The organism is [Scytonema hofmanni] UTEX 2349 (genome assembly GCF_000582685.1).
Taxonomy (GTDB): domain Bacteria; phylum Cyanobacteriota; class Cyanobacteriia; order Cyanobacteriales; family Nostocaceae; genus Hassallia; species Hassallia hofmanni.
Map to the genome: position 1 here is coordinate 890,214 of NZ_KK073769.1, position 18,366 is coordinate 908,579.

Below are 18,366 nucleotides of genomic sequence, written 5' to 3' on the forward strand. Positions count from 1 at the left end.
GCCTCGTTATGTTAATGCAGAGCCTCGTTATGTTAATGCACGGGCTTGCATCGCTTGTGTGTACACGGTAGACATCAAGGGAGAGTTCAGGGGGAGATATTCCCTAGTTGAATACCCTCCGGCACTTACCATTGTATAATTTGTAGCCTGGTTCACAATACGTTGGGGCAGAGATAACATTAGCCGGGGTAGGAGCTTGGGTAGAAGAAGTAGGAGTGGGGGTAGGAGCTTGGGTAGAAGTAGGCGTCTGGGTAGAAGTAGAAGTTGGGGCAGCAGAAGCTAAAGACACAGTGCCGAACCACAATAAAGTAGCTAAAACTAAACTTGTAAGTCTTTTCATCTTTTTTAAAGCGATCGTACAAACTGATCTAATCGCCCAAATTATATCAATAGATGTGTTATGATAAACCCTGGTTGCTTAACTATTAAAGAATTTACTGATGCAGTTGGTGGGGGAATTACTCCGCGCATGGTGCGACACTATCATCAATTGGGATTATTGCCGCAACCAGAGCGAAGCCAAAGTAATTATCGCCTTTACACCGAAAAAGATGTCAGTCGGTTGCAACGGATTGTTGCCCTGAAGCAGCAGGGATTTCAGTTAAACCACATCCGGCAAATTTTGAAGGTGGAACCGGAAGCGGATACTAGCATTACTCTGATGTCGCAACTTCAGCAGCAATATCGAACAGTTATGCAGCAAATTTCTCAACTGCGGCAAACTGCATCAGCTTTAGAAGGATTGTTGGGACGAGATCGAGATTGTCAAATCATGCAAGCGGAAGTTTTTTCTCAACTCAAGTTATTAGAAGTCGAAACTCAAGCAGGGGTTGGAGAATTAAACAATCTGTGGGATAAATTGGATGGAGAAGTTCATACTCATCCAGAAGTCTTTCAAGAATCTTTACAATGGTTGCTGCCTGATTTATCTGACCGTTCGGAAATTGAACAACATTTAATTTCGCAGATGGTTTTGGCTTGTGGGGACGTTAGTTTAGTTTCGTTTTTGAGGTTGGGGAATAAAGCGATCGCCTCCACTCGTGAAGCTCTAAAATCAGGTTGTCAGGTTGTTGTCGATACTTTATCAGTGGCAGCAGCTTTAGATAATACTCGATTAGCTCACTTGGGATGTAAAATTGCAACTTTAATTGACAATCCCCACGTCACAACCGCTAAAGAAGCCGAAATTGCTTTTTGGCAACATCAAGAATGGCGAGAAAATTTACTGCAACTAACTAAAGGTTGTGTGCTAGTTATTGGTTATGCTCCCTCAGTACTTTTAGAAGTTTGTGAAGCTATTCAAAATCAACAAATTCAGCCTGCGCTAGTGATTGCAATGCCGATTGGTTTTAGTCATGCACCCGCAGCAAAGCGACAATTAATGCAAACATCTGTGCCTTTTATCACAATTGAAGGCACTTTGGGTGGTGGATTGTTAGCAGCTACTGCGCTCAATGCTTTAGTTGAATCGCTGTTAGACAAACCTGATTGCCACTGTTATTTAAGTTAAAATTTTTGTTAATAAATTATTTTATGACTCGATTATTATGATTTGACGACATTATATATACAGCATATTTTAGGTAATTGAGGTACATGCATAAAACCCAAAACTCTGTAAAGACGTTCCGCCGGAACGTCTCTACGTGTATTCATTAAAAACGCAATCTGCTATAAGAATTCGGTTTGATTTTTGAACCAAATTAGATATTTGTCGGATGCGTTACAGAGTTCGTAACACATCAAAGCATAAAGGACGATGCCATACTCTCGTGTAACGCAACAGCAATAAAGTGATGTGATATTATATCGGGTAAATTACTTACAATTGTTTAGACGTTCCAGTGGGATGTCTCTACGAAGGTAGTAGTCTGTCAAGATAAAGAAGATTTCTTTCCTTCTGCCTTCTGCCTTCATGCAGTCGGTATGCTTTTATGAGTGTTAATTCAACGGAGGTGATGTGAAAGACCTCAAATAAACATACAATCAACATGGCTTCCACGCAATATAGAGTAAAGATAAAGTATAGTTGAATACTAATATATAGAAAAAGTTCTGAGATAGATGGCACAGATGTATAATTAGCGCGTCTGCTCTATAAAAAGATAACGATTAAGACTTGCTGGTAAAATAATATTCCTTTACCTTGATAAGGGGCATATGTGGCAAAAAGAGAAAAAAGATAATTCGATAGTCAGTTTGGCATTACTGTTGGCATTAACTTCCCCAGCAGTAACTCTCTTCGTCTTACCAAACTGCGTACAAGCAGCACAAGCTGCAACTGAAGATCCTTCATTTCCTCTGCCGAAAACGGTGGAGAATAATACTAAAATCAGGATTGATGGTTCAAGTGGGATGATGCCAATCAATCAAAGCCTGAAAGAAAGCTTTGAAAAACAATTTTCGGGCAGTTCAGTTGAATTAGCGGCAAACGGTGCAGATTCTGGTCTGAAAGCTTTGCAAGATGGTAAAATCGATATAGCAACAATTGCTCGTGACTTAACACCACAAGAAAAAGCGCAAGGTTTAGAACAATTGCATGTGCGTCGCGAAAAAATAGCCATCGTAGTTGGTGCTGGTAATGCTTTTAAAGGCAATTTGACAAGTAGGCAATTTGCAAAGATTTTTCGAGGGGAAATTACCAATTGGTCTGAGGTAGGAGGACGTGATGGTAAAATTCGCTTTATTGACCGTCCGTCAACAAGCGACACTCGTGAGTCTTTACGCGATTATCCAGTCTTCAAATCGGATAAATTTGCTACAGGCTCTACAGCTACTCAATTAGCAGATGATAATACAGCAGAAGTTATCAAGCAACTGGGTAAAAACGGCATCAGTTATGTCCTGGTTAATCAAATATCAAAGTTGCAAGATGTGCGATCGCTCAAATTGCATAATACCTCACCAGATGACGCGAGATATCCATTCTCCCAGCCTTTGGTATACGTTTACAAGAAAAATCCTAGTTTAGGTATTGCAGCTTATCTTGGTTTTGCAACCGCCAAACCAGGTATTGAAGCGATAGAAGAAGCCAGAACTAGCGAAGCTAATGCGATCGCTGCCAGTATACTACAAACAATCCCCCCAAATCCAATTACCTCAGCAACTACTGCACCTTCTGTCGCTGCAACTTCACCGCTTGGGGAAGCTACCAACCCCACAACAACAACAACAACTAATCAAAATAATTCCCCAATACCTGTAGCTGCTACCGATAACATTGGAAACGTTAATAATGAGACAATATCACCTTGGTGGTGGTTGTTAGCTTTGCCTGTCATCGGTGGTTTCTTATGGTGGTTGCTAGGAAAAAGACGGACAAAACCTCAACCAACAGATAACGTAACAGAATCCTTAGAAGAAACTATACCAACACCAACAAGCGCAAGTGTTGCTACCCCTCCTGTTAGCGAGGCTTTATCTGATAACCAGTTACTTCGCGCTTACGCGCAAACACAATCTGGCACAGTAGAAAATACTACCCACATCTCTGACAATTTGCCACAAGGAGTAACTAACACCGCAGATCATTTAGCTGAAGACACAACATCTCCAGTATCCAACATTACCCCCGGTGGTAGCGCAGCCCTAGCAGGGGTTACAGCAGCAGGGATAGGAACAAGCGTTTGGTTTCCACCCTCAAAGACAGAAGCGGTAGATGATATTACAGACATTCCCCAACTAGAAACACCAAATGATATTACAGACATTCCCCAACTAGAAACATCAGCAACCGACCAAACGCCAGAAGCACAATCAAACACCTCTGGGGGTGGTACAATAGCACCAAGCGAGTCAACACTTTGGTCGCGATTAACTGGCAGTTCACCAAGAGAAGTTATTGCCGAAAGTACAGAAAGCGACGACCTTGAAGAAGATGTCTGGAATATTGAAACTCCACCAACGGAAGTCACAACCCCCAAACTGCAATATTCTACAACAGTAGATGCATCGGCAATTGAAGTTAGAGATTCTCTCCCCCTTGCATTTGATGAAGTTGAAAATTCTCCCTTGGTTGCATCAAATCCAGAAGCATCGATAATTGAAATTACACCCGCAGAAACGCAAATTCCTACAAGTGCATCTAATGAAGTTGAAAATTCTCCCTTGGTTGCATCAAATCCACAAGCGCAAATTCCTACAGGTGGATCTGATGTAAATATCGAAACATCGACTTCCGAACAGCCAGATGTTTCTGATGAAGATGTAGAAACATCGACAAGAGAAATTACAGCTTCATTTCCCGAACTTGCATCACCTGAAGATGACTGGGATATGGAATTTGCCCAAGACGATACAGAAGCACAACCAGCAGCACAATTTAACTGGTTACAGAATATCACTTCTGCTGGTGGTGCAGTAGCAGCAGGAACTGGGGCAGTACTTTGGTCGCGATCGCCAAATAGAAATTCACAAACAGAAGCTACCAACCAAACCACACAAATCAACGATGCTGAGGAAGATTTCTGGGATATTGAAACACCACCAATTGAATCACCAGATGTGGCAGAACTTGCAAATGTAGAATCACCAACTGGTACGCAAATTACCGATTCTGTACCCGAATTGCCAAATGTCCCAGAACTTTTATCTGACGAAGACGATTGGGACATGGAATTTGCCCAAGACGAGACAGAAGTACAACCAGCACAATCTAACTGGTTAGATAGTATAATATCTCCGCGTAGTGGAGTAGTAGCAGGTGGGGCAGTACTTTGGTCACGACTGTCTGGTAAAGGTTCGCAAACAGAAGCCGATGATACCACCACAGAAAGCAGCAATATTGACGAAGATTTCGGGGATATCGAAACACCTGTAACTCAACAGGCAGATGTTCCTTTATCTGTTTTGAATTCAGAGTTGCCGACTGTGGAAATTATACCTGCAACTCAACAGCCAGATGTTGCTTTATCTGCTTTGAATTCAGAGTTGCCGACTGTGGAAATTATACCTGCAACTCAACAGCCAGATGTTGCTTTATCTGTTTTGAATCCAGAGTTGCCGACTGTGGAAATTATACCTGCAATGCCGGAATTACTAGATGTTCCGGAAGCTGCTTTAGATGTGGTTGCAGATGCAGCTGAGGAAGATTTATCTGATGAATCAAACTGGCTAGAAAATACGACCTCTGCCGATGATGCAACTATGGAAGATGATGTATCATCAGATTGGTTTGATATAGGCGAGACAACTTCTTTAAGCTCACCAGAATCAAGGGAAACATCGGCAGAAGTTACAGATACCAGCTTAGAACTAACAGCCAACCTACCCATCACCGAAGACATAAACGAGACTGTAACTCAAGTTCCAGAACCTGTAGAAAATGTTACAATACCGCGACCATTAGACCTAGCGGCTGGTGCGGCTTTTGTAGGAGTTGGAGCTTGGTCTCGGATATATGGCATTAGGGAACATACTGAAAAGATAGTTAATGAAGTTACAAATGATGTAGAAAGCAGCATTGCGATCGCACCTCGCACGGCAAAATGGGCTTATGTATCTTGGAACGTTTCCGAAGAAGAGAAAAAATCAGTTCAGCAAGAGGGAGTTTGTCAATTAGCCTTGCGGTTGTATGATGTGACTGATATTGACTTAAGTTATCAGACTCCCACATTGGTTCAGCAGTATGAATGTGAGGAAATCACACACGATCGCTATGTAGCGATTCCGGTGAGCGATCGCGATTATATAGCAGAAATAGGCTATCTAATTAATAGCGATCGCTGGTTTTTACTCGCTCGTTCAGCCACAGTTCGCGTATCTAACCGTCCCCAGCAAGGTTTTTGGTTCCAAGCGGATGCTGAGTTAATTATCCACGGAGCAACAGAACCAGGTGCAACTGTGACAATCGGTGGTCATTCCATCAAACTAAAACCCGATGGAACTTTCCACTTGCGTGTCCCTTTTACAGACAAATTGATTGATTATCTCATGACCGCAGTTACTTCTGATGAGCAAGAGACTAAAATTATTCACAAGAAGTTTTTCCAGGAAAGTCAAGAATAATTAATAATGGGGCATTGGGCATTGGGCAATGGGCAGCAGGAAGGGGAAAGGGGAAAGGGGAACGGGAAAAGGGAAAAACTTTTCTTCTTTTACCCTTTACCCTTTAACCTTTTCCCCTCATGAAATTCCCCCTTGTCCCCCTTGTCTCCCCATCTCCCCTTAACATCAAAACCGCTGACCGGTGGTAACTTCAAAGTTGACTTCTCCTTGGTCGCTAATTCCCAAGTCACCGCGAATCAACCCAAACGGTGACTTAACTCGCAATCCTAACCCGTAACCAAACCCACTTCCCGGTTTACCTCGCACTATACCCGGTTCCCCTAATACCGTTTGGCTAGATCCAAAATCTGAAGCGAAGTCTGCAAATAAAACTCCTCCCACTGTCCGCAGAATCGGGAAACGATATTCTACAGAAGCTAAACCATAACTACGTGCGCTAGCTACTCTACCACCTCCGTAACCTCTAACAGAATTCTGTCCACCCAAATTAAATGCGTTTGCAGGTGGAAATTCGCCGATATTTGTTCCAGCTTGCAAATTCAAAGCGATCATTTCTGTATTTTCTGTTGACCCATTACTACCGATAAAAGCAACTGGTACATATAAAATATAGTTACCTTGCAAGCGATTGCTAGCAATTTTACCAAGTCCGATGGGAATTGCTTGGTCGGTACGAAGAGTGAGAAGCGATCCTTTAGTTGGATAGTTGCGGCGATCGCGTTCATCTTTGCTGACAGTAAAAGACACTGTAACTAAATCATCAATACCAGTCCCGCTTACCGAAAGTGGATTTCCCAATCTATCCACTTGTGCCACATTATAATCGCGATCGCGCAGGCTAATTCTCGTGTAGTTTAGACCTAAAGCTGCATCCCAATCATCAAAAGATTTTAAAACAGCTACAGAACCCCCAAATCTTCCTTCTCGTGCGGTGCTACCATTTGACAACTTGATTTCATCGTTAAAAGTTCGAGATAAATCTCGTTCGCGAAAAGCTCGAAAGCTATAGCCTAAGCGGTTTGGTTCTCCTCGACGATAAGGGCTAATAAAAGAAGTGTCAAATTGAACATCTTTACCGCTGACTTGAATGCTACTATCTACTTGTTCATTCAGTCCGCTAATATTTGCATCTCGATAACCTACCTGACCGTAAAGCCCAACATCACCGTTATCACCACCACCAAAGTTCCAAGAAGGAAATTTATTTTCTTTAATGTAATAGACGATGGTAAGACTTGTATCATCATCTTCTTCTAAAACAAAATTGACTTTATCAAACGAATTTAATCTCCTTAATCTTTCTACGTCTTTTTGAAATAAATCGTTACGAAATATTTGACCTGGCTTTAATCTCAGATTGTCAATGATAAAATTTTTCTGAGTCCGTCCTTCGATGAGCCTACCTTTTTCATCTACCCAGTTATCCTTATTATTGAGAAAACGGATTTGGATATCTTTAACAATTTTCTCCTTAACCTCACTCTGCTCAACACCTGGTAAAGATGTAGGGAGTGGTTGGGAAATATTCTCTATGTCAGTTTCCCCGATTGACGGCAAGTTAGTACCATTAGTAGGTTCGGATTCTGCACGCACCTTGTAACTCAAACTCAGCAACATCCCGACAATCAAAATCACAATTTGAATACGCATATCTAAAACTTTATTATTCCCCACATCTTAATAACACAATACGGTTCAGTTAAGCCTAAAATCCGAGCGTAGAGACGCGAAATTTCGCGTCTCTACAGGTCTTGATAACAGTTAAATTGTCCCATTACAAGAGATCCGACTTGATTTAGAAAGATTTCTCCTACTGCCCTTTATAGAGTGTCGGGTATAAAATTGGAATGCTGACAGCCTCTTTTTTACAGGAGCGATCGCGGTGACTGTTGAAATTGACCAACTAATAGCCGATTGGAAGAATAAAGTCAATATTGCAGGTCAAAATCTTCTTGAACTTCAAGAACTACCAACTTATCAGCGAATGAGCGGTGGTTTTGGTTTTCCTCCAGTCAAGTTAACCGGAATCACCGCAACACGGGTAACACCAGCACTGGAGGCAATGAACGATTTATTTCAACACTTCGATTTATTGGTGCAGACAATTGATAAAGCAATCAAGTTGCGAGATCAGTTACCGCGTTTTTTGTCAACTCAAAAAACTAGCGAAATTGCACAATTACTCACAGGTGCTTCAATTAAGTTACCGATGGTGCAAACACCCCTAGCACAAAGAGAACTTTTAACTGGTGCTAACACAACTAAAATCACTCCCGCACAGCTACTTGAAGTGATGCAAAATGCTTTCTGTGTAGCTAGGGAAGCAGTTCTAGCTGTTGATGACGCTTGGACGCATTTGGATATGATGCTTGGGGATGCAGAAGCGGAAATTTTCTTCTTGCAAAATTTAGCTGCATCGCTGAATCAAGATTGCCAAAGTGAATTAATTCAAGTTGCGAGTGCGTTAGCTTCTTTACACCAAAGTATAGAACAAGACCCTCTAGGAACGAGTGCGGTGTTTCAACAGCAAGTCCAGCCGATATTAGCTCAGGTAAAAGCGACTTTAGACCAAGTTATCAAACAACAAAATCAAATTCGCGAAAAAATGGCGACAGCGAGGAATTTGTTACAACAGTTAAAAGAAATTCACACTAAAGCGATCGCAGCTTTTGCGGAATGTCAGGATAAAGTCTTGGATCACTCTATATTGCTACCTCCCTTACGGTCGGAACAAATTGAAGCGCTTAGACAATGGTTTATGAAGTTAGAAACTAAGTTTGCCGAAGGTTTAGTGAATCCAATTATTGTTGGTTTAGACAATTGGACTATTAAAGCTAGAGAATATATAGCATCAGAACAACAAGCATATGCAGTTAATAACGCTCCCCTACAAACTCGTCAAGAGTTACGTGGAAGGCTCGACGCACTCCAGGCAAAAGCGCTAGCACGGCGATTAATTGAAGATACAATTTTAACAGAACTGGCTTTACAAGCGAAGCAACTTCTTTACAGTCGTCCAACTCCTTTAAATAAAGCCGCTGAATTGATTTCTCAATATGAAAAACGTTTAAATGGCAAGTACAGACGCGATTAATCGCGTCTCTACAACTTTCGTATTTAATATAGGAGAGTCATAATGGACGGCGATGTCTACGACAAGAGCAAAGCTCTACGCTGCACAAAAAATGGCTGTACTGGTACTATTGAAGATGGTTATTGTAACGTCTGCGGACTAGCTGCGGTGAAATCACAGCCGAGTAGCCAAAGACAAAGTAGAGACGCGATTAATCGCGTCTCTACTATTACAGCAAGAACTTCATCTGTCACCACAGGAACAGGTTCTTCCCCACTAACCAATCGTTCTAAAGGTTCGCGACGTAGTAGTTCAACATCAACTAGAAGTAGCCGCAAGCACTTGGGAGCGGGGTTGATATCCGTACCCGAACTGCCTTCAACCGAGCCAGAAAAAGCCATCATCCCTAACCCGATGGTGCCGGAAAATAAACGCTTTTGCGCGAATTGTAATAACTCGTTGCGACGAGAAAAGGGATTTTGCAGCAAGTGTGGACAGAAGTATTCATTTATTCCTTCGCTTTCTCCGGGTGATTTAGTTATTGGGCAATATGAAGTTAAAGGAGCGATCGCTTACGGTGGTTTAGGTTGGATATATTTAGGCTTCGATAAAATTCTCTCTCGCTACGTAGTCCTCAAAGGATTGCTCAACACCGAAGATGCAGCAAGTGCTGCCGTTGCCGTTGCTGAAAGACAATTTTTAGCAGTAGTGAAGCACCCGAATATTGTCGGGATTTACAACTTCGTGAACCACGGTAGCGAAGGTTTCATTATTATGGAATATGTCGGCGGCAAAACCCTGAGAGAAATTCGCAAAAGTCGCGGATCACTACCAGTTGCAGAAGCGATCGCTTACATTCACCGCATCCTCAGCGCATTTGCTTATTTACATTCCTTAGGTTTAGTTTACTGCGACTTCAAGCCAGATAACATCATGATTGAAGGCAGAGATGTGAAGTTAATTGACTTAGGTGGAGTCCGCAGAATTGATGACCCTAATGGTGATATTTATGGCACAGTCGGCTACAGCGCTCCGGAAGCTGGCGAAGGTCCAACCGCTGTATCAGATTTATTTACCGTTGGTAGAACCTTGGCAGTTTTACTGACTGATATTAAAGGTTTTAATAAACAACATTTATACACTCTACCCAGTGCTGAAGAAGAACCAATATTTGCCGACCAAGAATCACTTTATCGCTTTTTAATTAAAGCCACCGCCGAAAACCCTGACGATCGCTTTCAATCGGCAGATGAAATGGCAGATCAACTGCTGGGTGTGCTGCGGGAAGTAGTAGCAATTAGTACAAATATTCCGCGTCCATCTGCGAGTAACGTCTTTAGTGGAGATATGCTAGCGCTGGGTAACGGTAATGACTTTGAACCGATAAAAGCCGATTATCAGCAATTGCCCGTACCGATGTTAGATTCAGAAGATTCTGGCTTTAATACAGTCGTCAATGCGAGTGCGATCGCCGATCCCGTGAAACGAGCAGCCAGTTTAAGAATGGCAGTTAAGCTATGTCCCAATTCCGCCGAAGCATTGCTGCGATTGGCAAACAGCCTAATTGACACTTTGGAATACGACGAAGCAAAGAATATTATAGCACAAGTTGAGGCGAAAGATGCTTGGGACTGGCGAATTTTTTGGTATCGTGGGCGATCGCTAATGCGACAAAGCAAACCTAAAGAAGCTCAAGCAGCATTCGACCAAGTTTATTTTGACCTACCGGGGGAACTTGCGCCCAAATTGGCGCTAGCGCTTGCGGCAGAACAAGGGGCAAATTATCAACTCGCAATTAAGATGTATAACTTGGTATCTCGTACCGATCCGAGTTATGTATCAGCGGCATTTGGGTTAGCTCGATGTCTTTGTGCAGTTGGCGATCGTAACGGTGCGGTAGCGGCTTTAGAAAGAGTGCCGCAAAGTTCAAATTTATTTACGCGATCGCGTGTAGAAATTGCCCGAACCTTAATTAATCGCGAACAATCTGCCCCCGGAACGCAAGAATTACAAGCTGCTTCTACCGCAATTGAAGCCCTCACTTTAGAAGGAATGGATCGCCATAAATTAACTAAGCAACTGTTAGAAACGGCACTAAATCTGCTTATCTCGAAGACAGTTAAAGCTGCTAACGATATGCAAATTTTAGGACAGCCATTTCAAGAAATGCATTTAAGAAAAGGATTAGAAAAAGCCTTGCGTGACATGGCACACCTCGTCAACAAAGAAGAAAAGATTCGCTTAGTCGATGAAGCAAATCGCGTGCGTCCAAGGACTATTTTTTAATTAGAAAATATGACAAACTTTATAGTCTTAACAAAAAACTTGCAACTAATTGCTTCTACTTTGGAAATTCTCCAAGCGGAAATTAGTGATAAATCAAAATTTTCTGAGCTACTAAATGCATCTGTACCCAGTAGTTGGCCACCGGGATTTAACGACGATGAAACGATGTTATTTTTTCTAAATAAATTACAAGCAGATCCTGAGGAATCAGGATGGTGGAACTGGTATTTTGTACTAAAAGATGTAGTTACAAATGCATCTATTCTTATTGGTAATGGCGGTTTTAAAGGTAAGCCAACATCTGATGGCATCGTCGAAATTGGCTATTCAGTTTTACTAGAGTTTCAAAACTTGGGATACGGTACAGAAGCGATCAAAGCACTTATATCTTGGGCATTTGCTCATCCTGAAGTTCGGCAAGTAATAGCAGAAACTCTGCCAGAACTCAAAGCTTCACAACGGGTTTTGGAAAAATGCCATTTTACATATGTTGGGCAAGGTTCGGAGGAGGGAATAATTCGTTATGAGCTTTCTCGTAATCGCCAAATGAATTTAGGAACAGCAAATTAAACTTATGGAATGTCCAAACTGTGGAACGGCAGTACTGGTAAACGATCAATTTTGCGAAGAATGCGGTACATCCCTCACAGCAGTGGGATGTGAAAAATGTGGTGCCGACCCAAAAGCGATTGATGATGAGGGATTCTGCTCAGTTTGTGGATTTCGCAAAGAACTTCAAGACCGACTTGAGATAACCATTGATTCGCATTTAGCCGGTGTAAGCGATCGCGGACTCAGACACCACCGTAACGAAGATTACCTTGCCCTGCAAACCGTCAATAACACCCATATCCTGATCGTTTGTGATGGAGTTTCCAGTTCTAGCAATCCTCATATAGCCGCTCAAACAGCCACCGAAAGCGCTTGTACAGCATTAATTACCGCTATCAAACAAAAAGAAAATCCCGAATCAGCCATCAAATCAGCCGTAGCTACTGCCCTTTTATGTCTAAGTAATATTGCTTATACTAAAAATATTAATTCCGAACCACCATCAACCACCATTGTCGCTGCCGTTGTCCAACAGAACACCGCTACCATAGGTTGGCTCGGTGATAGCCGCGCTTATTGGATTTCCGGCAATAATTCGCGACAACTAACTAAAGACCATTCCTGGCTCAGTGAAGTAGTAGCAGCCGGCGAAATGACACCAGCCGAAGCAAGACAATCTCCCCAAGCCAACGCCATTACCCGCTGGTTAGGCGCAGATGCCATTGACGACGCCACCCCCTCGATCATAAACTTCACCATTCCCAGTTCCGGATACCTGCTGCTATGTAGCGATGGACTGTGGAACTACGCAGAAAAACCACAACAACTCGCCAATCTTATACAGCAGACATCAAATACACATGCGATCGCCATCTGCCAATCACTAGTCGAATTCGCCCGTCACTGCGGCGGACACGACAACATCACAGTCGCCCTCCTCTCCTTGTAAAGGGTGTGGTGTGTGGGGTTAAGAAAAACTTCTTTTATTTCCTGCTCTTGCCCTGTTCTCCCCTACACCCTACACCCCACCCCCTACACCCTTTTCATTTTACCAAACACCATGCCCAACCAATTCAAAGCCGAAGTCTTCCAAAACCAATTTTTACCCGAAGGCGCCAGAGAAATTCACGCCATCATGACAGTCACCGTCCAAACCGATGACAGCATCGCCGCAACCCCCAATAACGCCAGACTATTCGGTATCATCTGCGACACATCCGGCTCAATGGGAGGTGGAAAAATCCACGCGGCAAGAGATGCAATGGTCAAAGTCGTAAATCTGCTCCCAGACGATGCCTACTTCTTCATCGTCACTGGTGCAAGTAAAGCCAGCGTCATTTGTCCAGTGTCAAAAGCTACACCAGAGAAAAAAAACTTGGCGATCGCTGCCATCAAAGAAATTTACTCTAACGGCGGTACACTCATGTCAACCTGGCTGAGTGAAGCTTTAGAACAATTCAAAAAAATGCCAAACGCTGTTCGTCAAGCATTACTACTTACAGACGGACAAAACGACGATTCAGACGAATCTAAACTAAATCGCGTTCTCCAAGCTTGTGAAGGAGTCTTTCAATGTGATTGTCGAGGTGTCGGTACTGATTGGAGAGTTGCCCAACTCCAAAAAATCGCGAATAAACTACTCGGTACAACTGACATCATCCCCAACCCCGAAATGATTGAAGTTGACTTTCAAGCGATTTTAGAGAAAGCCATGAGCAAAGATGTCAGCGATGTCGCTATGCGCTTGTGGACTCCCCAAGGTGCAAAAATACTGTTTTGCAAACAAGTTAGTCCCGACATAGTTGACCTTACACACCGCGCCAAAATTGTCAAGACCCAAGTTGTAGATTATCCCACCGGCGCTTGGGGAAAACAAGAATCCCGTGATTACCACTTCTGCATCGAAGTTAATCCCGGCAACGTTGGTGATGAAATGTTAGCAGGTCGCGCAAGTTTAGTTTACATAAACAACGGTGTAGAAACTAAAATTGTTGAGGCACGCATTTTAGCAACTTGGACTGACGACGATGCCAAATCCACCAAAATTGACAGACGAGTTGCTCACTACAGTGGACAAGCAGAACTTGCCCAATCGATTCAAGAAGGATTAGAAGCGCGTGCCAAAGGTAATATTGAAATCGCCACCGCCAAGTTAGGCAAAGCAGTAAAACTTGCCCATGAATCTGGTAACGAAGCAACAGCTAAACTCTTAAAAACTGTAGTTGATATAGAAGATGCACCCACAGGAACAGTGCTATTAAAAAAAGCTGTTGCCAAAGAAGACGAAATGGCGTTAGAAACTCGTTCTACCAAAACTACCCGCATTCAAAAACCGCAAAATTAGTCAAAATGTAGAGACGTTCCGCCGGAACGTCTCTACAGGGATTTTGGGTAACGCATATTTAAATTTGGTCGATGTCAAATTTGCAAATATAAGGACAAAGGACAAATGAAAAATGATATCTCTATTTATAAATGTCTCAAAGGTCACGACTCAACCGAATCTGATTATTGTTCAGAGTGTGGAGTGAAAATTCTCGGTGTAGGTGAAGCGATGTCTGACGACAAGCCGCTGCGCGTCTACGCCCCAAAAATACCACAAGTACCACAAAACATAACTCTCGAAACCTGCCCAGCTTGCAGTGTAAAGCGTGAACCCAACAGCGGCGACTTTTGCGAAATTTGCGGTTACAATTTCGTCACCGGCGCACATGGGGAAGTGCCGATCGCTATTGAAGAGGCAAGGGGACAAGGGGAAATTTCTCCCTCATCCCCCTCATCTCCCTCATCCCTCACCTGGGAACTTGCGATCGCAATCGATCCATCCCTACGGCATCCAGAAAGCCCAGAAGCGCCGACAAATCAACAGGCGATCGCTTTTCGTCTAGATAAGGCAAATAACCTTATTGGTCGCAATAGCCAAGCGAGAGCAATTGAACCAGAAATTGCTCTGGATTTCGACAATGCTGTTTCTCACCGTCATGCTTTATTAAACCTTCAGTCAGACGGTTCTTTAACTCTGCGCGATATTAACTCTTCTAACGGTACCAAGCTTAACGGGGTGGAATTGAAGCCGATGGTAGATGCACCTCTACAAGATGGAGACGAATTTACTTTAGGACACTGGACTCGAATTACTGTCAAAGCCGTCCGCCAACCATAAAAAATATGAGTAAGATAATCACAGCTTCAAGTAAAGCAATTAAGAAACTAAATACTCCACAACTGCTTCAAGGTGGTTTGTACTTAACTTGGGCTACAAGTTTACTAGTATTAGTTTCTACCATTAGCGGCATCCAAGGACAGCGCCACGCTATTAACACAATCGGTAAAGATGCTACACCAAGTATTACTACTGCCCAGCGTCTCAAGGATGCAGCAGCAGGTATGGATGCTTACGTTACCAAAGAATTGCTTGCTTTACCCGGACAAAACCAAGATGCTGTTAAGGGTTACAAGGAGCGATATGAGAAACTAACTCAAAGGCTGGTTGCTGCTGCGGAGAGTATTAGCTACGGGGATAAAGAGCGAAAACCGATTGAAACTTTGCAACTAGAACTTGGTAATTACATTGCCAAGATTCAGCAAGCGCGTGATTTTCACGAACGCGGTGACACTAATAATATGCTGGTTGCTTATCGAAGTGCTGCGGAAATTATGGATCAAAAGCTATTACCGGCATCTGACGCACTGGATAAGGTAAATGTAGACGCTTTAAATGTTACATACAATAAAGTAAAATTTGACTCTGGCAAATGGCTATTTTTTATAGTAATTTCTGGTGCCGCACTCATCACCGTATTACTAGGCTTACAGATTTTTCTCAGTCAGCGGATGCGCCGTACTTTCAATCCTATGTTGTTGGCGGCGACTGCGATCGCTATTGCTTTTTTAAATTACACCACAGGTGCGTTTCTTTCTGCTTCCCAAAATCTCCGAATTGCTAAGGAAGATGCCTTCAATTCTATGTACGCATTGCGACAAGCCCGCGCTTTAGGTTACATGGCTAATGCCACTCAAAGTCGCTATTTGTTAGATTCCGCTTTTGCTTTGAATCACGAACAGGCTTTTTTCAACAATATAGCCAAAATTGCTCAATTGCCTGATAGTGAGGCTTTTAAAACAGTCGCTGCTGCCGCATCAGCATCAAGCTACAAACCGAATTTTACAGGCTTATTAGCTGACCAACTAAAAAATATTACCTTTGCTGGTGAACGAGAAGCAACGGTCAAAAATTTGACAAATTTAGGGATTTATGTTGCGATTGATAAACAAATCCGCCAACTCGAACGCAGTGGTAAACATACTGAAGCGATCGCACTTTGTTTAGGTAATCAACCAGGACAATCTAATTGGGCATTTGATGAATTCAGATTAAAAGCCAATCAAAAGAGCTTTGATATTAACCAAGCAGCTTTCGACAAAGCAATTAAGCAAGGCTTTAAAGAAGTGGATGGTTTTGAGTATATCACCCCAGTGGCGCTGAGTGCGATCGCTCTTTTAACTTTATTTGGATTGCTCCCACGTCTGAAAGAGTATTCTACCTAATCCCAAATGTATAGTTCATCTGTTCTGTTTTCAGATTATTCACCCTATCTGGTGATGTCGCTCAAAGCTTCTGAACGATATCTTAAAAGTACCAGGAGTGATTGAACTCTGGAAACTGCAACTATGAAAAAAATTATTTCCGCTAGTTTAGTAGTTTTGGCTGCTGCTACTGGTTTTTTACTCAATAATCAGCCTGTTGAAGCTCATAGGCGTTACAATTATCGTCGGTATCCCTACTCCCGTGGGTATCCTTATTACCGTCGCTATCCTTACCCCATAGAGCCAGCAAGATACTGCTTTCCTACAACTCAATGGCAGGTTAACCAAGACCCAGGATATCACCCTCATGCTTACTCCGACGGCTACCGTCAAGGACAAAACAGCGCTAAAAAAGGTGATAAATATAAACCGCGTACTGCTGGGGGTGAATTCGCTCGCGGTTTCGATGATGGTTATTACGGAAAGGAATTTGCGGGTCAAAAAAACATTGTTCAGAACGTTATTAGACCATACACTACAACAGAATGTAGTTTGTATTAACTTCGTAGTGAGGACTTCAGTGCTCTCATACCATGTCCGGGGGCTTGGGCGAAATTCATGAAGAACCCCACCCGCCTGTGGCACCCTCCCCGCTTGCGGGGAGGGTTGGGGAGGGGTTCTTTTATTATGGCTGTTTGACCGGACATCATATCATATAAGGACTGAAGTCCTTACTACGATGTTAAATTAAGATATCTGTAGTTTTGTTAACCTGTGATTTCTTCTCAAATACCCACAATTAACGTCCTCAAACAACCTACCAGTTCTGCTTGGATAGAACAAGCGATCGCTAACTTAGATATCATTCTTCTTGACCACTCCCATTGCGAGCGCAAAGCAGCGGGTGTGGCTTTAAACATGATGTTTCGTTATCCTTCCAATACTAAAATGGTACGTGAATTAACTGCGATCGCTCGTGAAGAATTAGAACATTTTGAACTAGTCAATCAATGGCTAGAACGTCGCAATATCCCCCTTGCCCCATTATCCCCACCACCCTACGGTGCTGGTTTAAAAGCACAAGTTCGACCCAAAGAACCAGAACGATTTTTAGATTCTTTATTAGTCACCGGTTTAATTGAAGCTCGCAGTCACGAACGTTTAGGATTATTAGCTACCCATTGTCCAGAACCAGAACTAGCCAAATTTTATCGTGGTTTGATGGCATCCGAAGCGCGTCACTTCGGTACATATTGGGTTTTAGCTGATACTTACTTTGACCGGGAAATTGTCATGCAGCGGTTAGATGAATTAGCGATCGCCGAAAGTGAATTATTATTAACTTTACACCCAGAACCAAGAATTCATAGTTAACCGTAGTAAGCACTTCAGTGCTTAAAACAGGCGTTTCAACGCCTACTAGAAACTTTTATATTATATTTAAGCGAGATTTGTGCAAACGCTGGCTAATATGTCCAAATCGTGTATAGTACATATGTACAACACATAAGTCCTAAATATGACCCTCCAGTTCACATATGTAAGACTGCTAGTCTCCAATTTCGAGGCTTGCTTTATTTTTTATCGAGATGTCATGGGATTTGATATCGGTTGGGGCGATGAGAATGGTGTGTATGTTGAGTTTAAAACTGGAGATACCAAGCTTGCTTTATTTAAACAATACTTAATGGCTGAAGCAGTTGGAAACGCCAATCAACCGTCTTTTCTGGAATGCCAAGATAGAAGTGCCTTGATTTTTGCAGTAGATAATGTGGATGAAACATATCAACAACTTATAAAAAAAGATGTAAGATTTGTGACTGAGCCATGCGATCGCCCAGACTGGGGAACTAGAACAGCGCACTTTCGCGATCCTGATGGAAATCTGATTGAAATTAATAGTAATTTAGGTTCCTAATTTC

14 protein-coding genes are annotated in these 18,366 nt (G+C 42.6%); 13 read left to right on the forward strand and 1 reads right to left on the reverse strand.

The window, feature by feature from the left end; all coding sequences use genetic code 11:
• The first annotated feature begins 215 nt into the window (after positions 1 to 215).
• The 3 genes from TOL9009_RS0134210 (at position 216) to TOL9009_RS42420 (ending at position 6,006) form a co-directional block, all read left to right on the forward strand.
• Entirely contained in the window at positions 216 to 404 is a 189-nt protein-coding gene (locus tag TOL9009_RS0134210; RefSeq protein WP_029637843.1) for a hypothetical protein, read from the forward strand.
• Positions 404 to 1,510 (forward strand): precorrin-8X methylmutase, encoded by a 1,107-nt coding sequence (locus TOL9009_RS0134215; protein WP_029637844.1) that lies wholly within the window; start codon positions 404 to 406, stop codon positions 1,508 to 1,510. Before TOL9009_RS0134210 ends, TOL9009_RS0134215 begins: the two co-directional genes overlap by 1 nt.
• 650 nt (positions 1,511 to 2,160) lie before the next feature.
• Positions 2,161 to 6,006, forward strand: a complete 3,846-nt coding sequence (locus TOL9009_RS42420; protein WP_051503198.1) for a substrate-binding domain-containing protein — start codon at positions 2,161 to 2,163, stop codon at positions 6,004 to 6,006.
• A gap of 165 nt (positions 6,007 to 6,171) precedes the next feature.
• Here TOL9009_RS42420 and TOL9009_RS0134230 read toward each other — a convergent pair whose 3' ends face one another.
• The gene (locus tag TOL9009_RS0134230; RefSeq protein WP_029637845.1) at positions 6,172 to 7,656 is read right to left on the reverse strand and encodes a BamA/TamA family outer membrane protein; all 1,485 of its coding nucleotides are present in this window, start codon (positions 7,654 to 7,656) and stop codon (positions 6,172 to 6,174) included.
• Between the two features lie 232 nt (positions 7,657 to 7,888).
• Between TOL9009_RS0134230 and TOL9009_RS0134235 the strand changes: the two genes are divergently transcribed.
• The 10 genes from TOL9009_RS0134235 to TOL9009_RS0134280 all read left to right on the forward strand — a co-directional run bounded on the left by TOL9009_RS0134235 (position 7,889) and on the right by TOL9009_RS0134280 (position 18,362).
• Positions 7,889 to 9,100, forward strand: coding sequence for a hypothetical protein (locus tag TOL9009_RS0134235; protein WP_029637846.1), 1,212 nt, complete (start codon positions 7,889 to 7,891; stop codon positions 9,098 to 9,100).
• Between the two features lie 42 nt (positions 9,101 to 9,142).
• Positions 9,143 to 11,365, forward strand: coding sequence for a serine/threonine-protein kinase (locus TOL9009_RS0134240; RefSeq protein ID WP_029637847.1), 2,223 nt, complete (start codon positions 9,143 to 9,145; stop codon positions 11,363 to 11,365).
• A gap of 9 nt (positions 11,366 to 11,374) precedes the next feature.
• Complete coding sequence (locus tag TOL9009_RS0134245; RefSeq protein WP_029637848.1) at positions 11,375 to 11,935, forward strand: GNAT family N-acetyltransferase; 561 nt, start codon at positions 11,375 to 11,377, stop codon at positions 11,933 to 11,935.
• Between the two features lie 4 nt (positions 11,936 to 11,939).
• The gene (locus tag TOL9009_RS0134250; RefSeq protein WP_029637849.1) at positions 11,940 to 12,866 is read left to right on the forward strand and encodes a PP2C family serine/threonine-protein phosphatase; all 927 of its coding nucleotides are present in this window, start codon (positions 11,940 to 11,942) and stop codon (positions 12,864 to 12,866) included.
• A 111-nt stretch (positions 12,867 to 12,977) separates the two neighbouring features.
• On the forward strand, positions 12,978 to 14,261 hold the full coding sequence (locus tag TOL9009_RS0134255) for a vWA domain-containing protein (protein ID WP_029637850.1): 1,284 nt from the start codon (positions 12,978 to 12,980) through the stop codon (positions 14,259 to 14,261).
• 105 nt (positions 14,262 to 14,366) lie between these two features.
• Positions 14,367 to 15,080: an FHA domain-containing protein gene (locus TOL9009_RS0134260; RefSeq protein WP_199341425.1), complete on the forward strand. Its 714-nt coding sequence runs from the start codon at positions 14,367 to 14,369 to the stop codon at positions 15,078 to 15,080.
• A 5-nt stretch (positions 15,081 to 15,085) separates the two neighbouring features.
• Positions 15,086 to 16,465 carry a hypothetical protein gene (locus TOL9009_RS0134265; RefSeq protein WP_029637852.1) on the forward strand — a complete coding sequence of 460 codons (1,380 nt, stop codon included), beginning with the start codon at positions 15,086 to 15,088 and terminating at the stop codon, positions 16,463 to 16,465.
• 123 nt (positions 16,466 to 16,588) lie between these two features.
• Complete coding sequence (locus tag TOL9009_RS0134270) at positions 16,589 to 17,005, forward strand: hypothetical protein (protein ID WP_029637853.1); 417 nt, start codon at positions 16,589 to 16,591, stop codon at positions 17,003 to 17,005.
• A 213-nt stretch (positions 17,006 to 17,218) separates the two neighbouring features.
• Positions 17,219 to 17,818: a tRNA-(ms[2]io[6]A)-hydroxylase gene (gene miaE, locus TOL9009_RS0134275; RefSeq protein WP_029637854.1), complete on the forward strand. Its 600-nt coding sequence runs from the start codon at positions 17,219 to 17,221 to the stop codon at positions 17,816 to 17,818.
• Between the two features lie 145 nt (positions 17,819 to 17,963).
• Positions 17,964 to 18,362 carry a VOC family protein gene (locus TOL9009_RS0134280; RefSeq protein WP_029637855.1) on the forward strand — a complete coding sequence of 133 codons (399 nt, stop codon included), beginning with the start codon at positions 17,964 to 17,966 and terminating at the stop codon, positions 18,360 to 18,362.
• Positions 18,363 to 18,366 lie beyond the last annotated feature (4 nt).

Bases quoted from the DNA above. Each gene is read 5' to 3' on its own strand.
- TOL9009_RS0134280 (WP_029637855.1), top strand. From the start codon at position 17,964: ATGACCCTCCAGTTCACATATGTAAGACTGCTAGTCTCCAATTTCGAG.
- TOL9009_RS0134270 (WP_029637853.1), top strand. From the start codon at position 16,589: ATGAAAAAAATTATTTCCGCTAGTTTAGTAGTTTTGGCTGCTGCTACT.
- TOL9009_RS42420 (WP_051503198.1), top strand. From the start codon at position 2,161: ATGTGGCAAAAAGAGAAAAAAGATAATTCGATAGTCAGTTTGGCATTA.
- TOL9009_RS0134260 (WP_199341425.1), top strand. From the start codon at position 14,367: ATGAAAAATGATATCTCTATTTATAAATGTCTCAAAGGTCACGACTCA.
- TOL9009_RS0134255 (WP_029637850.1), top strand. From the start codon at position 12,978: ATGCCCAACCAATTCAAAGCCGAAGTCTTCCAAAACCAATTTTTACCC.
- TOL9009_RS0134245 (WP_029637848.1), top strand. From the start codon at position 11,375: ATGACAAACTTTATAGTCTTAACAAAAAACTTGCAACTAATTGCTTCT.
- TOL9009_RS0134265 (WP_029637852.1), top strand. From the start codon at position 15,086: ATGAGTAAGATAATCACAGCTTCAAGTAAAGCAATTAAGAAACTAAAT.
- TOL9009_RS0134240 (WP_029637847.1), top strand. From the start codon at position 9,143: ATGGACGGCGATGTCTACGACAAGAGCAAAGCTCTACGCTGCACAAAA.
- TOL9009_RS0134250 (WP_029637849.1), top strand. From the start codon at position 11,940: ATGGAATGTCCAAACTGTGGAACGGCAGTACTGGTAAACGATCAATTT.
- TOL9009_RS0134230 (WP_029637845.1), bottom strand. From the start codon at position 7,656: ATGCGTATTCAAATTGTGATTTTGATTGTCGGGATGTTGCTGAGTTTG.